The organism is Caballeronia sordidicola (assembly GCF_002220365.1).
GTDB lineage: Bacteria > Pseudomonadota > Gammaproteobacteria > Burkholderiales > Burkholderiaceae > Caballeronia > Caballeronia sordidicola_C.
The window spans coordinates 36,760-51,835 of record NZ_MTHB01000305.1 but is presented as its reverse complement, the minus strand read 5'-3'; the positions used below and the strand labels follow the sequence as shown (position 1 = coordinate 51,835).

Below are 15,076 nucleotides of genomic sequence, written 5' to 3'. Positions count from 1 at the left end.
GGTTGGACAAAGGGGATTGCCGCACCATCCAAGGTTGTCTCGTACAGGGCGGCCAGGCCGCATACACAAATGACTAACAGCCCATCCTCCCGCCCCGATCAGCTTCTCAGCGAATCGCCGCAAGCCGGCGCCGTTCAAGACACCATTATCCCGCGTGCGCTGGACGCATTCATTGACAACGCTCGCGGCGCGAACGCGAAAGGCAACCAGGTCGAGCGCGCCGTGTGGCTGCAAGCCGCCATGATGTTGGAAGCCGATCGGCCGGAGACGGGTCTCGACCTGATCGATTCAATGCTGAAGCAGAACCGCATCGGCGACGCCATTCAGCTTGCGGCTCAACTCGTCGATCGTCATCCGCACCACGCGCTCGCGCTCTGGCATCTTGGTTATGCGCTCCAACTCGCCAACCGTCACGCCGATGCGATCCCTTTCTACGAACGCGCCCACGCGATCAATCCAGCCGTCCCGACACTGCGCAACAACCTGGCGGTCGCCTACGAAGTCACCGGCGGCGAGGGTAAAGCGCTGAGCATGCTGGAAGAGGCTGTCGCTGCGAATGATCAAGATATCGAAGCGTTGACGAATCTGTCGCGTATCTATCCGCGTCGCCGGGAACTCGAGCATGCGCTTGCGGCCGGTAAGCGCGCTGTCGGGATCAATCCGTCGAATGCGCTCGCGTTGTCGAACTACAGTCTCGCGTTGAAAGAAGCGCAGCGCTGGCCGGAGGCCACTGAAGCCGCAGAAGCGGCGGTCAATTTCGCGCCCGGTATGCAGCGTCTTCCGTTCAATCTTTCCATTCTCGATCTCGTGCAGGGCAATTACGCCCGCGGCTGGGCTAATTTCGAGTCGCGTTGGGACGGTTCAAGCGAACTGCGCAACTCGCATCCCAACTTCGCGGCGCCGCGATGGAATGGCGAAGCGCTGCGCGGCAAGACCTTGTTGCTGTGGGGCGAGCAGGGTTTCGGCGACGCGCTGCAGTTCTCGCGTTTCGTCCCGATGCTGGCGAAAAAGGTTCACGCGCAGGGCGGCACGCTGGTGTGGGCTGCGTTCAAAGCGGTGCATCCGCTGATGGCGCGTATGGCGCCGAAAGGGGTCGAATGCCTGCCGCACGACGGGCCGTTGCCCGCGTTTGACTTCCATTTCCCGCTGCTGAGCCTGCCGCTGCATTTCGGCATCGACGCGGACACCATTCCGGCAAAGCGCGCGTATCTTTCCGCCAACGCCGATCTCGCTGCCGACTGGCGCGCCGAGTTCTCCGCCGACAAACGCCTGCGCGTAGGTCTCGTATGGAGCGGCAGCGAAGGCCATCAGCGCAACATGTTCCGCAGCGTGGGCATTGAGCGCTATGCCAAAGCGTTCAGCGGGATCGAGAACGTTGCGTTCTTCTCGCTGCAAAAAGACGCGTCGGGCGCGGTAGCCACGGCTCGGGAAAGTGGTTTTGAGATCGCGGATCGCACCGGCAAGTTTGAAACGTTCGACGACACGGCAGCGTTCATCGATTCACTCGATCTTGTCATTACCGTTTGTACGAGCGTCGCGCATCTGGCGGCTGCGCTCGGCAAGCCGACCTGGATTCTCCTCGACACCAATCCGCACTGGGTCTGGCAACTGGAGCGCACTGACAGCCCGTGGTATCCGACGGCGACGCTGTATCGGCAGAAGGAATTCTCGAAGTGGGAGCCGGTGATGGACGACGTCGCGCGTGATCTGGCCGCGCTCGCGGCAACGCATACGGGTGCGGCGCCACGTAAGCGGGCGGCGAAGAAAGTGGCGGTGTAAGCGCTACGAGGGTTACAAGTCAGTAAAAAGCGGCGATCCGGAAACGAATCGCCGCTTTTTTACGCGCACGAATCCTCGACTTAGACCATTCCATCGACGCGAAAACCACGTGCCCACAAATTCCGGCCACTCAGCACCGCCCGCGACATTCACATGTTTATGCTACGTTGCGTTTCTTCACGCAAACAATCCGGGCAAAGGCACGTCCTGCTCGGATTCAAGCGCTCGGCCGGCAAAGCCGGAAGCGCTGCGCACCAGCATTGCGCATCGCCGGTTTGCTGAGCGCAACGGAAAACCGCTCCGCACAGAGCGCAGTGTTGAGGATTGGCGTTGGTGTAACTCATGATTGGCGCAAGCCTTTTGAAAACGCAGCACACAGTCACGAGCCGCATTGCGCGCGGTGTGGCCGTTGCCGAAGCGCCACGTTTTCGACCCGCCCATGCATGCCCGATCGCATTATTATTTCACGCGCCAACCCCATACTGGTGCGACCAGAGGCTAACGTTCACCTGTTGCCGGAATGCTATCGGAAACGCATGATGCAGCGCGTCAGTCCTGTACAATTCCGCCTGTTTAAACTGCTCTTCGCCTTATCGCCGCCATGTCCGAGCTTCCCGACCTTACGCAGATCGCGCCGACCCTGAAAGCCGAAATCCTGGCCGAGGCGTTGCCCTATATTCGCCAGTATCACGGCAAGACGATCGTGATCAAATACGGCGGCAATGCCATGACCGAGGAGCGCCTGAAACAGGGCTTCGCGCGCGACGTGATCCTGCTGAAGCTGGTCGGCATCAATCCGGTGATCGTGCATGGCGGTGGTCCGCAGATCGACCAGGCGCTCAAGAAGATCGGCAAGCAGGGCACGTTTATCCAGGGCATGCGCGTCACCGACGAAGAAACCATGGAAGTCGTGGAATGGGTGCTCGGCGGCGAAGTGCAGCAGGACATCGTCACGCTGATCAATCATTTCGGCGGCCATGCGGTCGGTCTCACCGGCAAGGACGGCGGCCTGATCCACGCGCGCAAGTTGATGATGCCGGATCGCGACAATCCGGGCGAATTCATCGATATCGGTCAGGTGGGTGAAGTCGAAGCAATCAATCCGGCCGTCGTGAAGGCGCTGCAAGATGACGCGTTCATTCCGGTCATCTCGCCAATCGGCTTCGGTGAAGACGGTTTGTCGTACAACATCAACGCCGATCTGGTCGCGGGCAAACTCGCCGTGGTGCTGAACGCCGAGAAGCTCGTGATGATGACGAACATCCCCGGCGTGATGGACAAGGCCGGCAATCTGCTGACCGATCTGTCGGCACGCGAAATCGACGCGCTTTTCGCCGATGGCACCATTTCCGGCGGCATGCTGCCGAAGATTTCATCGGCGCTCGACGCGGCGAAGAGCGGCGTGCGCTCGGTGCATATCATCGATGGGCGAATCGAACATTCGGTGCTGCTCGAGATCCTGACCGAGCAGCCGTTCGGAACCATGATTCGCTCACATTGAACGTGGACTCTGCCGGCGCTCGAGTTGAACTCCTGCGTTCCTCGCGACGCCGGATGAACACGCACAAGCGCCCTGTCTGGTTATTCGATCTCGACAACACACTGCATCACGCGTCGCATGAGATTTTCCCCGCGATCAATCGCGGGATGACGCAGTACATCATCGACCAGTTGGGCGTGGATGTTGACGAAGCCAACCGGCTGCGCACCGGTTATACGCAGCGATACGGCGCCACCCTGCTCGGCCTCGTGCGCCATCATCCCGTCGATGCCACAGACTTCTTGCATGTCGTCCATACCTTCGCCGATCTCGGATCCATGGTTCGTGCTGAACGCGGTCTCGCGCGAATGATCCGCGGGCTTCCGGGACGCAAGATCGTGTTGACCAACGCGCCTTCAATTTATGCCCATGCCGTGCTCAACGAACTGGGTATCGCCAAGCTGTTTGAATGCGTGATTGCCATCGAGGATATGCAGGATCGAAGCGGTCATTGGCGTGCGAAGCCCGATGCAGGAATGCTTCGGCGCGCGATGCGGCGGGCTCACGTGCCACTTTCCGAGGCGGTTCTTGTAGAAGATACGCGTGGACATTTGAAACGCTATAAGCGCTTGGGGATTCGCACGGTCTGGATCACGGGGCATCTGCCGTCGGTGTTAAATGCCAGCGGGGCGAAGTCCCTTCGGTCCGCCAGCAGCGGACGGCCGCATTACGTCGATCTCAAGATCCGGTCTTTGAAAGGCTTGCGCAATCTCGGCTAGGCCAGACGTATCCCAAGTCGCCTCAAAGCGCGAAAGTAGTACGGACTTCAAACTTCATCGCTTGGGCCTTGCTGCCCTAGGCACCCCGTGAGCCCCTTTCCCGTTTTTCCGATATACTTCATCGCTATATTGATTTGTTTCAACGCGCCGATTTGCTGACTCGATTGCGGGCGCGCGAACCCTGACCCGGTTCACTATAAATGCGGCTAAAGAGGTTGTCAGCCGCGCCGTTTATCTCTTCCAGCGCATCGCCGACGCCGTTTAGCCGCCCTGTTTTCTTTAGGCGGAATGAATGGAATCAATCGGCATCGTCACTCCCCAAACACTGCATTTCACTGAACCGCTGCGCATGCAAAATGGCAGCTTGCTCGGTGACTACGATCTCGTCGTCGAAACCTACGGCACGCTTAACGCCGCGCGCTCGAACGCCGTGCTCGTCTGCCATGCGCTGAACGCCTCGCATCATGTGGCGGGCGTCTATGCCGACGACCCCAAGAACGTCGGCTGGTGGGACAACATGGTGGGTCCGGGCAAGCCGCTCGATACCAACCGTTTTTTTGTCATCGGCATCAATAATCTGGGTTCGTGTTTCGGCTCAACCGGCCCGATGAGCGTGAACGCCGTTACCGGCAAACCGTACGGCGCGAGTTTCCCTGTCGTCACCGTGGAAGACTGGGTCCACGCGCAGGCTCGCGTAGCGGATCAATACGGTATCGAGCGCTTTGCTGCGGTCATGGGCGGCAGCCTCGGCGGCATGCAGGCGTTGGCCTGGAGCATGATGTATCCGGATCGCGTGGCGCACTGCATTGTGGTGGCATCGACGCCAAAACTCTCCGCGCAAAACATTGCGTTCAACGAAGTCGCGCGCTCCGCCATCCTGTCCGATCCCGATTTCCACGGCGGCGATTACTACGCGCACGGTATCAAGCCGCGCCGCGGATTGCGGGTGGCGCGCATGATCGGCCACATTACGTATCTGTCCGACGACGACATGGCCGCCAAGTTCGGCCGCGCATTGCGTCGTGCGGAAGGCGCTTTGGATGCGTACAACTTCAACTTCGACGTCGAGTTCGAAGTCGAATCGTACTTAAGATACCAAGGCGATAAATTCGCCGAATACTTCGATGCCAATACGTATCTGCTCATCACCCGCGCGCTTGATTATTTCGATCCCGCCAAGGCCTTCGACGGCGATCTGACCAAGTCGCTCGCTCACACCACGGCGAAGTATCTGATCGCAAGCTTCTCAACCGATTGGCGTTTTGCGCCTGCGCGCTCGCGCGAACTGGTGAAAGCACTGCTCGATCACAAACGCACGGTGAGCTACGCCGAAATCGATGCGCCGCATGGCCACGACGCCTTCCTGCTCGACGACGCGCGGTATCACAACCTGATGCGCGCCTACTACGAACGCATTGCCGCCGAGGTGGGCGCATGAACCAAATCACGCTGGACTCTCTCTCTTTGCGCTCGGACTTTCGGGCAATCGCGCGCTGGGTCGAACCGAACTCCTCGGTGCTCGATCTGGGTTGCGGCGATGGGTCGCTGCTCTCGCTGCTCGCCGAAGAACTCGATGTGGCGGGCTACGGCATTGAAATCAACGACGCCGGCGTGCTCGCCTGCGCTCAAAAAGGCGTCAATGTCATCCAGCAGAATCTGGAAGACGGACTACGGCTGTTCGAAGACGGCAGTTTCGACTTCGCGATCCTGTCGCAGACGCTGCAAACGATCCATCAAACGGCCGCGATCCTGCGCGAAACCGTGCGCGTCGGGCGTGAATGCATCGTGTCGTTTCCTAACTTCGGTTACTGGCGGCATCGGCTGACCGTGTTGCAGGGACGCATGCCCGTGTCGAAAACACTGCCGTATCAATGGCATAACACGCCGAACGTGCGGGTTCTCACCATTCGGGATTTCGAGGCACTCGCGCCCGAAGTGGGGATCGAGATCCTCGATCGCGCGGTGCTGCACGGTGGGCAGTCCATCCGTTGGGGGGCGAACTGGCGTGGTAGCCTTGCGGTCTATCGCGTAAAGCGAAGCTGAACTGAGCTTGCCGGTTCGTCGCTCGCGCACCGCTTACTGCTTCGAATCGACCCTATGTCCAACTCGCCACACGAGGCGCCCGCTCTTACCGCTCACGACGATCACCCCGGCTGGCGCGCGTTTCTCAACAAACGCATGTTGATTTGCGTGTTTATCGGCTTCACGTCGGGGCTGCCGCTCTTCACGCTCGTCTATCTGGTCCAGGCTTGGTTACGGACCGAAGGCGTGAACCTCAAAGAGATCGGCCTGTTCGCGCTGATCCAGTTTCCTTACACCTGGAAATTCATCTGGGCGCCGCTGATGGACCGCTACGTGCCGCGCCTGCCCGGCTGGCGGCCAGGACGGCGGCGCGGCTGGATGATCGTCACGCAGGTGCTGGTGGCCGTGGCAATTGGCGCGCTTGGGTTTATTTCGCCGAAAGACCAGATCTGGACCGTCGCCGCGCTGACCGCGCTCGTCGCGTTTTTCGGCGCAAGCCAGGATATTGCGATCGATGCGTACCGTCGCGAACTCCTCGCCGATACCGAGCAGGGACTCGGCAACGCCGTCTTCGTGAACGCGTACAAGATTGCTGCGCTTGTGCCCGGCTCGCTCGGGCTGATTCTCGCCGATCACTTGCCGTGGTCCACCGTCTTCCTCGTCACGGCGGCGTTCATGCTGCCGGGCATGGTGTTGACGCTCGTGGTCAACGAACCCGAAGTGCATGGCACGCCTCCCAAGAATCTACGCGATGCCATTGTCCAGCCGTTTCGCGAATTTATCGCCCGGGACGGCTGGCGCACTGCGTTGCTGATCCTCGGCTTCATCTTCCTCTACAAGCTCGGCGACACGATGGCGACCACGCTCTCCACGTCGTTTTTCCTCGATATCGGCTTCAACAAGACGCAGATTGGCGTCATTGCGAAGACCGTCGCGTTCTGGGCAAGCCTCGCGGGCGGGATTGTGGGGGGCGTGTGGCTCGTGAAGATCGGCATTTCGCGCGGGCTCTGGATCTTTGGCGTGCTGCAGATCGTTTCCACGCTCGGCTTTGCGTGGCTTGCGAAAATCGGGCCGTCGCCCGTGGCGCTGGCCGCGCTCTACGGGTTCGAGACCTTCGCCACCGGCCTCACCATGGCCGCGTTCGTGGCTTACATCGCGAGCACGACCGATCCGCGTTATACCGCCACGCAATTCGCGCTATTTACGAGTCTTGCGTCGGTGCCGCGGACCTTGGCGTCGGCATCGAGTGGCTTTGTGGTCGCGCAAACAGGCTGGTTCGAGTACTTCATGATCTGCGCTGCGCTGTCTATTCCGGGCATGTTACTGTTGCCGAAAATCGCGCCCTGGAGACCTGTCCGATGAAGGTGCACGCCCTGATCCGCGTCGCCGCCTGCGCTGTGTCGCTACATGCTGGCTTGAGCTTCGCGGCGTCCGGGACTTCCGATGCGGCGGCGTCGGCGAATGCACAACCGTCCTATTCCACGGCCAGCGACCAGATCCGGTTCGGCAATGCGGCTTTGTTCCGCAACCTGATTCCATCGGCGACATTGGAACAGCAGTCTGCCGACGAATACGCTCAAATCCTCGGCGAAGCCCGGCGCACGAAGCACCTTCTGGCCGACGACAATCCGCTCGTGAAGCGTGCTCGCGAGATTGCCAATCGCGAAATTCCGTTTGCGCTGAAGTGGAATGACCGCTCGAAGAACTGGAAGTGGGAAATCAACGTGGTGCGCTCGGACGAGATCCGCATGTATTGCCTGCCGGGCGGCAAGATTGTGATTTATAGCGGGCTGATCGACCGATTGCGTCTCAACGATAACGAACTCGGCATGATGATCGGCCATGAGATTGCGCATGCGCTGCGCGAACATGCGCGCGATCGGCTGGGGCGTCAGCAGGCGGCGCAGTTGAGCACGGGAACGATTCCGCCGCTGTTCGGTTTCGCTGATATCAGCTCGACCCCGCTCGGAATTGGCGAGCAGTTGCTGGCCATGCGATACACCCCCGCCGATGAAACCGAAGCCGATGTGATCGGTAGCGAGATTGCGTCGCGTGCGGGTTACGATCCGCGCGCCGCCATCACGTTATGGCAGAAGATTGATTCGCGTACGCGGCGCACGCCAAACGGTTTTATCTGGATGCATCCGTATGGCGCTGCACGCGTACACGACCTGATGAAGCGGCTGCCCGACATGATGCCGCTCTACGCAAAAGCGATCGGGAAAACCGTGGACCAGTTGCCCAATTATGCAGGAATGGGCCGGTTTAAAAAGCCCAGGCTTTAAAGGCGTTTAAACCTTCCAGTCGTAATCGATAATCAGCGGCGCGTGGTCGCTGAACTTGATATCGCGGAAAACGGACGTTGCCGCGGCCGTGTCCGCCACGCCTTTCGTCGCGATCTGGTAATCAATCCGCCACCCTACGTTCTTCGCGTAAGCCTGGCCGCGATTGCTCCACCACGTATATTGCTCCGGCCGCTGGTCCAGCGTTCTGAAGACATCCACATACGCTTTTTCGTCGAAGAGTTGCGTAAGCCACGCACGCTCTTCCGGCAGGCAACCCGAGTTCTTCTGGTTGCTCTTCCAGTTCTTGATGTCAATTTCCTTGTGCACGATGTTCACGTCACCACACAAGATCACTTGGCGTTTTTTGGCCAATTTCTCGAGATGCGGCATGAACTCGGCCATGAAACGGTATTTGGCCTGCTGCCGTTCTTCACCGCTGGACCCCGAAGGCACATACACCGAGATCACCGATAAATCCCCAAAGCGCGCCTCCACATAACGCCCTTCCGGATCGAATTCCTCGCTCCCGAACCCGATGATCACTTCATCCGGTTTGTGCTTCGTATAAAGCCCGGCGCCGGAATAACCCTTTTTCACTGCGTGCTGGAAGTAACCCTGGAAACCGTGCGGTGCGAGAAATTCCGGCGTGAGATCGTCTTGCGAACACTTGATCTCCTGCACACAGACGACGTCCGCATCCTGCTCGCCAAACCAGTCGAAGAAACCCTTCTTGGCGGCCGACCGAATGCCGTTCAAATTAGCGGTGATGACACGAAACATGAAGCATCCTTGTATGTTGGTGAACTACTCGACCTTGATCCCTTTCAGCGACTCTTTCGCCGGCGGATATTCGAGCTTCAAACCCTGCAGCGTACGCACCATCAACTCCCCAATCATCACGTTGCGGTGCGTCTTCGAATCGGCGGGAATCACGTACCAAGGCGCAATATCCGTCGATGTCGCGCCAAGCGCGTCTTCATAGGCCTTGCAATACTCGTCCCAGAGTTTGCGGGCATCGAGATCCGATGGATCAAACTTCCAGTGCTTCTCGGGATTATCAATACGCGCCTGCAAACGCGCCTTCTGCTCGTCCTTCGATATATGCAAAAAGCACTTCACGATCGTCGTGCCGTTTTCGGCAAGCATGGCTTCGAATTCGCGAATCTGCCGGTAACGGCGCTCCCACGTTTCCTGATCGATCTGTTTCAGCACGCGCGGCACCAGCACGTCTTCATACTGGCTGCGATTGAAAATGGCGAACTCGCCCGCGGCCGGTACCTGCGAATGAACGCGCCAGAGAAAATCGTGCGCGGCTTCGGTTTCGGAGGGCGCCTTGAACGGCACGACACGCAAACCGAGCGGATCGACATCGTGAAAAACACCGCGAACCGTGCCGTCCTTGCCACTCGTATCCATGCCTTGCAGGATGAGCAGAATGCGATGCGAGCGTTGTGCGTGGAGCTTTTCCTGCAAGCCATCGAGTGCGGTGCTCAGCTCGCTTAAACGCTCGCGATCCGCGTCTTTCGCGCCAGACGAAAACGGCTTCGATGCGCTATCGATGGAAGCCAGATCAAACGGCTTGATCTTCTTGCCGTCGAAATAAGGCACGCGATAATCGTCCAGCTCAGGTTTCTTGGCCACGCGTGCGCTCCCGGTTGATAAAAGAAAGGGTTGCTGCCAGACAAGACCCGACAGCAACCCGCGAATAGTCCAGCCGTCAGCTCAAGAAGATAGTTTCTTCTTCAAAAGCTCGTTGACCTGCTGCGGATTCGCCTTGCCCTTGGTCGCTTTCATGGCCTGGCCGATCAGCGCGTTGAACGCTTTCTCCTTGCCCGAACGGTACTCATCGACGGACTTCTGATTAGCGGCCATCACCTCGTCGATTATTGCTTCCAGCGCACCCATATCAGAAATCTGCTTCAACCCCTTCGCCTCGATAATCCGGTCGGCGGCGTTGTCGTCGGTCGCTTTTTCTTCCCAGATCGCCTGGAAAATATCCTTGGCAATCTTGTTGGAGATCGTGCCGTCGGCCACACGCTGAATCACAAGTCCAAGCTGCGCGGGAGAAACCGGCGAGTCCGCAATATCCAGCGAGTCGCGATTCAATTGCGACGATACTTCGCCCATCAGCCAGTTGGCCACGAGCTTCGCATGCGTCGGCCCGACTAAGCCAACGACGCTTTCAAAATACGCCGACATTCCCTTCGACGACGTCAGCCCCGCCGCGTCATACGCCGTCAAACCGTATTGCTCGACAAAACGCGCCTGCATGGCTTCAGGCAATTCGGGCAATTCGCTGCGAACCCGCGCAATCCACGCTTCATCGATGACTAAAGGCATCAGGTCGGGATCGGGGAAATAGCGGTAATCGTGCGCATCTTCCTTGCTGCGCATGGAACGCGTTTCGCGCTTGTCGGGATCGTAGAGACGCGTTTCCTGCACGACCGTCCCGCCGTCTTCGATCAACTCGATCTGCCGGCGCACTTCGTACTGAATGGCTTCTTCAAGGAAACGGAACGAGTTCAGGTTCTTGATCTCGGCGCGCGTGCCAAATTCGGCTTGTCCAACCGGGCGCACGGAGACGTTCGCGTCGCAACGGAACGAGCCCTCCTGCATGTTGCCGTCGCAGATACCGAGCCATTGAACGAGACTGTGCAAGCTTTTCGCGTAGGCCACCGCTTCGGCGGCGCTACGCATTTCGGGTTCCGTCACAATCTCGAGCAGCGGTGTGCCGGCCCGATTCAAATCGATACCGGTCATGCCAGCGAAGTCTTCGTGCAGCGACTTGCCTGCGTCTTCTTCCAGATGGGCGCGCGTCAGGTTGACGGTCTTTTCGTAAGCGGCCGTACCGGATTTCTCATTGGCCGGAACCTGGATCGTAACGCTGCCGCCCTGCACGACCGGAATCTCGAACTGGCTGATCTGATAACCCTTCGGCAGATCCGGATAGAAATAATTCTTGCGCGCAAAAATGCTGCGCGGCGCAATGGTCGCGCCAAGTGCCAGGCCAAGACGAATCGCGCGCTCGACAGCGCCGCGGTTCATCACGGGCAACGAACCCGGCAACGCCAGATCGACGGGACAGGCTTGCGTGTTCGGCTCAGCGCCGAACTGCGTGGACGCGCCCGAAAAAATCTTGGAGACGGTGGATAACTGCGCGTGCGTCTCAAGACCTATCACTACTTCCCATTGCTTACCCATACTCATACTCCTGCCGGTGATTGCACGTGCCAGTCTGTCGCGCGCTGAAAAGCGTCGGCGACCTGGAGCAATCGGGCTTCGTTGAAATAGTTGCCAATGATCTGCAAGCCGACCGGCCGCGTGGAATGCGCGCTGCCGGCAGCGCCGAAACCGCACGGCACGCTCATGCCGGGCAAACCGGCGAGGCTGATCGACAACGTGTAGATATCGGCGAGATACATCTGGACGGGATCGTCGGCTTTTTCGCCGAGATTCCATGCCACCGATGGCGCGACCGGTCCCATGATCACATCGCAGTGATTGAATGCTTCCTGGAAATCCTGCGCGATGATGCGGCGGATTTTCTGTGCCTGCAGGTAATACGCGTCGTAATAACCGTGCGACAACACGTACGCGCCCACGAGTATGCGGCGCTTCACTTCAGGCCCGAAACCTTCGGCGCGCGACTTCTTGTACATATCGAGAAGGTCGGTGTACTCAGCCGCGCGATGGCCATAGCGCACGCCATCGAAACGCGACAGGTTCGACGAAGCTTCAGCCGGCGCGATGATGTAGTACACGGGAATCGACAATTCGGTCTTCGGCAGCGTGACTTCGACCAGCGTTGCGCCAAGCGCTTCATATTGCTTCAGGGCGGTGTCTATAGCGCTGCGCACTTCGGCGCTCAAGCCTTCGCCGAAGAACTCTTTCGGCAAGCCAATGCGCAAGCCGGCAAGCGGTTTGGCCGCGTCCGTGCCGGACCATTGCTGGCCGAGATAGCGTGTGTAATCTTCGTCCTCGCGCTGGAGGCTGGTCGAGTCACGCGGATCAAACGAGGCAATGGCGTTGAGCAACAATGCGCAATCCGCGGCGCTGCGAGCCATCGGTCCGCCCTGATCGAGCGACGACGCGAACGCGATCATGCCGTAACGCGAAACGCGGCCGTAGGTTGGCTTGATTCCGGTAATGCCGGTGAACGACGCGGGCTGGCGAATCGAGCCGCCGGTGTCCGTGCCGGTGGCAGCGGGCGCGAGGCGCGCGGCCACCGCTGCAGCCGAGCCGCCCGACGATCCGCCCGGCACGGCTTTCAGATCCCAAGGGTTCTTGACCGGGCCGAAATACGAATTCTCATTGGACGAACCCATCGCGAATTCGTCCATATTGGTCTTGCCGAGCGTGACCACGCCCGCGTTCTTGAGGCGGTCGACAACGGTGGCGTCGAACGGGCTCGCGTAGTTGGCAAGCATTTTCGAGCCTGCCGTGGAGGTCCAGCCGCGCGTGACAAACACGTCTTTATGCGCGATCGGCAGGCCGGTCAGCACGCCTGCTTCCCCCTTGGCGATCAGCGCATCCGCTGCTTTCGCCTGGTCGAGCGTGAGTTCATGGTCAACACTGATGAACGCGTTGAGATCCTTCGCGGCTTCAATGCGCTGCAAGAAGAGCTGCGCGAGTTCGACGGCGGAGAGGGTCTTTGCGTCGAGAGCCGCGCGCAGTTCGGTCAAGCTTTTTTGATGCATTGCGTTCTTCCTGATGGGCGCCGGATACCGGATACCGGGTACCGGGTACCGCGCGCCTTTGTTTTCTTGCGTATTTTCGTGCGTATATTGCATCGCCTCAATTACATTGCCTCAGAAGCGCTGACTCAGGGCACCACGCGCATTTGTTCACTGAGTCGATCTTATTCGATCACCTTGGGCACGAGATACAGCCCGTCGCGCACGGCAGGCGCAGGCCGTTGGAACTCTTCGCGGTTTACGTGCTCTGTAACAACATCGTTTCGCAACCGCAGCTCAGCTTTCTCAATCTGTTCGATCGGATGCGCAAGCGGTTCGATACCCGTGGTATCCACCGCCTGCATTTGCTCGACGAGACCAAAGAAGTCGTTCAGTCGGGCGAGCGTGGGTTCGGCCTCGTGCTCGGGCAATTCGAGCCGCGCGAGGTGCGCAATGCGTTTTACATCGGTCAGGGTCAGAGACATTCGATCACCGGTTTTTTTCGACTTACACGCCGACAAACAGCGCGACTGCAAGAGCGACTGCGAGAGCCACTGCAATTCGAGATAAAGGAGCCCTAAAAAGCAGGCTTGACGGTGGCAAAATGTACCGTCCTTTTCCTTCGAACACCCCAAAATTATAAGGTATCATTACGCGTTCGACCCAAATCCGGATCGACTTACCAGCAGCCTGTTCTTAGTTACAGATTTTTAAGAAAAGCGCACGCCTGGTTCGCTTGCATCCTCCGGTAGATTTCTCCGCAGTCTTGCAATTTGCGTGACCAAAAAATGGGTCCCGCTGCAGGCTGTCATTTTTTTCCGCTGCCGTCCTTTGGCGCTCGAAGCGAGGCACGGCTCCCAGCGAGACAGGATTTTGAATGTTCGGTTTTTTGCGCAGCTACTTTTCAAACGATCTGGCGATTGATCTCGGCACCGCCAACACGCTGATCTACATGCGGGGCAAGGGCATCGTCCTTGACGAGCCGTCGGTGGTTTCCATTCGCCAGGAAGGCGGTCCCAATGGTAAAAAAACCATTCAGGCCGTCGGCCGCGAAGCGAAGCAGATGCTCGGCAAGGTGCCGGGCAACATTGAAGCCATCCGGCCTATGAAGGACGGCGTTATCGCCGACTTCACCGTCACGGAACAGATGATCAAGCAGTTCATCAAGACTGCGCACGAATCGCGTATGTTCTCGCCTTCGCCACGCATCATCATCTGCGTGCCGTGCGGTTCGACCCAGGTCGAGCGCCGCGCGATCAAGGAAGCAGCACATGGCGCCGGTGCGTCGCAGGTGTACCTGATCGAAGAACCCATGGCTGCGGCCATCGGCGCCGGCTTGCCGGTGTCCGAGGCAACGGGCTCCATGGTCGTCGACATCGGCGGCGGCACGACCGAAGTGGGCGTGATTTCGCTCGGCGGTATCGTGTACAAGGGTTCCGTACGCGTGGGTGGCGACAAGTTCGACGAAGCTATCGTCAATTACATCCGTCGCAATTACGGCATGTTGATCGGCGAGCAGACGGCTGAAGCGATCAAGAAGGAAATCGGTTCGGCTTTCCCGGGCTCTGAAGTCAAGGAGATGGAAGTCAAGGGCCGCAACCTGTCGGAAGGCATTCCGCGCAGCTTCACCATTTCGAGCAATGAAATTCTCGAAGCACTGACCGATCCGCTGAACCAGATCGTTTCGTCGGTGAAAATTGCGCTGGAGCAGACGCCGCCGGAACTGGGCGCTGACATTGCCGAGCGCGGCATGATGCTGACCGGCGGTGGCGCTTTGCTGCGCGATCTCGACCGGTTGCTGGCCGAAGAGACTGGCTTGCCGGTGCTCGTCGCCGAAGATCCGCTGACGTGCGTCGTTCGCGGGTCGGGCATGGCGCTCGAGCGCATGGACAAGCTCGGCAGCATCTTCTCCTACGAGTAAGTCTTGACGCCTTTCACTAAGGCGCCAACAGCACGCACTCGCTCAAGGCAACAGCGGCGACGTGCGCGAAGTATGCGACTTGCGCAATGGTTCACGCGGCCCGGTTTAGACCGGACCGCGGCGAACAGCGCTGGGCA

The 15,076-nt window shown here is 59.2% G+C and carries 14 protein-coding genes; 8 read left to right on the top strand and 6 right to left on the bottom strand.

What is annotated here, in order from left to right; genetic code table 11:
* Nucleotides 1–69 precede the first annotated feature (69 nt).
* Nucleotides 70–1,779, top strand: coding sequence for a tetratricopeptide repeat protein (locus tag BSU04_RS44440; RefSeq protein ID WP_144021553.1), 1,710 nt, complete (start codon nt 70–72; stop codon nt 1,777–1,779).
* Between the two features lie 149 nt (nt 1,780–1,928).
* Here the strand turns inward: BSU04_RS44440 and BSU04_RS44435 are convergent, their stop codons facing one another.
* Nucleotides 1,929–2,123, bottom strand: coding sequence for a cysteine-rich CWC family protein (locus tag BSU04_RS44435; protein ID WP_089166609.1), 195 nt, complete (start codon nt 2,121–2,123; stop codon nt 1,929–1,931).
* 257 nt (nt 2,124–2,380) lie between these two features.
* On the opposite strand from BSU04_RS44435, the gene argB reads away from it, so the two are divergent.
* From argB to BSU04_RS44405, 6 genes are all read left to right on the top strand, one after another.
* Nucleotides 2,381–3,280: an acetylglutamate kinase gene (gene argB / locus BSU04_RS44430; RefSeq protein WP_089166513.1), complete on the top strand. Its 900-nt coding sequence runs from the start codon at nt 2,381–2,383 to the stop codon at nt 3,278–3,280.
* A gap of 53 nt (nt 3,281–3,333) precedes the next feature.
* Nucleotides 3,334–4,038 (top strand): pyrimidine 5'-nucleotidase, encoded by a 705-nt coding sequence (locus tag BSU04_RS44425; RefSeq protein ID WP_089166512.1) that lies wholly within the window; start codon nt 3,334–3,336, stop codon nt 4,036–4,038.
* 292 nt (nt 4,039–4,330) lie between these two features.
* Entirely contained in the window at nt 4,331–5,476 is a 1,146-nt protein-coding gene (gene metX, locus BSU04_RS44420) for a homoserine O-succinyltransferase MetX (RefSeq protein ID WP_089166511.1), read from the top strand.
* Nucleotides 5,473–6,081, top strand: coding sequence for a methionine biosynthesis protein MetW (metW, locus tag BSU04_RS44415; RefSeq protein WP_089166510.1), 609 nt, complete (start codon nt 5,473–5,475; stop codon nt 6,079–6,081). The genes metX and metW overlap by 4 nt, the downstream gene beginning before the upstream one ends.
* A gap of 54 nt (nt 6,082–6,135) precedes the next feature.
* Nucleotides 6,136–7,422 carry an AmpG family muropeptide MFS transporter gene (locus BSU04_RS44410; protein ID WP_089166509.1) on the top strand — a complete coding sequence of 429 codons (1,287 nt, stop codon included), beginning with the start codon at nt 6,136–6,138 and terminating at the stop codon, nt 7,420–7,422.
* Nucleotides 7,419–8,345 (top strand): M48 family metallopeptidase, encoded by a 927-nt coding sequence (locus tag BSU04_RS44405; RefSeq protein WP_089166508.1) that lies wholly within the window; start codon nt 7,419–7,421, stop codon nt 8,343–8,345. The genes BSU04_RS44410 and BSU04_RS44405 overlap by 4 nt, the downstream gene beginning before the upstream one ends.
* Before the next feature lie 6 nt (nt 8,346–8,351).
* On the opposite strand, the gene BSU04_RS44400 is transcribed toward BSU04_RS44405, so the two are convergent.
* From BSU04_RS44400 to gatC, 5 genes are all read right to left on the bottom strand, one after another.
* Nucleotides 8,352–9,125 (bottom strand): exodeoxyribonuclease III, encoded by a 774-nt coding sequence (locus tag BSU04_RS44400; protein ID WP_089166507.1) that lies wholly within the window; start codon nt 9,123–9,125, stop codon nt 8,352–8,354.
* A 24-nt stretch (nt 9,126–9,149) separates the two neighbouring features.
* On the bottom strand, nt 9,150–9,986 hold the full coding sequence (locus BSU04_RS44395) for a polyphosphate kinase 2 family protein (RefSeq protein WP_089166506.1): 837 nt from the start codon (nt 9,984–9,986) through the stop codon (nt 9,150–9,152).
* Nucleotides 9,987–10,067: 81 nt separating this feature from the next.
* Complete coding sequence (gatB, locus tag BSU04_RS44390; protein WP_089166505.1) at nt 10,068–11,546, bottom strand: Asp-tRNA(Asn)/Glu-tRNA(Gln) amidotransferase subunit GatB; 1,479 nt, start codon at nt 11,544–11,546, stop codon at nt 10,068–10,070.
* A gap of 2 nt (nt 11,547–11,548) precedes the next feature.
* Nucleotides 11,549–13,042 carry an Asp-tRNA(Asn)/Glu-tRNA(Gln) amidotransferase subunit GatA gene (gene gatA / locus BSU04_RS44385; protein ID WP_089166608.1) on the bottom strand — a complete coding sequence of 498 codons (1,494 nt, stop codon included), beginning with the start codon at nt 13,040–13,042 and terminating at the stop codon, nt 11,549–11,551.
* Between the two features lie 161 nt (nt 13,043–13,203).
* On the bottom strand, nt 13,204–13,503 hold the full coding sequence (gatC, locus tag BSU04_RS44380; RefSeq protein WP_089166607.1) for an Asp-tRNA(Asn)/Glu-tRNA(Gln) amidotransferase subunit GatC: 300 nt from the start codon (nt 13,501–13,503) through the stop codon (nt 13,204–13,206).
* A gap of 392 nt (nt 13,504–13,895) precedes the next feature.
* Between gatC and BSU04_RS44375 the strand changes: the two genes are divergently transcribed.
* Nucleotides 13,896–14,939 carry a rod shape-determining protein gene (locus tag BSU04_RS44375; protein WP_017772379.1) on the top strand — a complete coding sequence of 348 codons (1,044 nt, stop codon included), beginning with the start codon at nt 13,896–13,898 and terminating at the stop codon, nt 14,937–14,939.
* Nucleotides 14,940–15,076 lie beyond the last annotated feature (137 nt).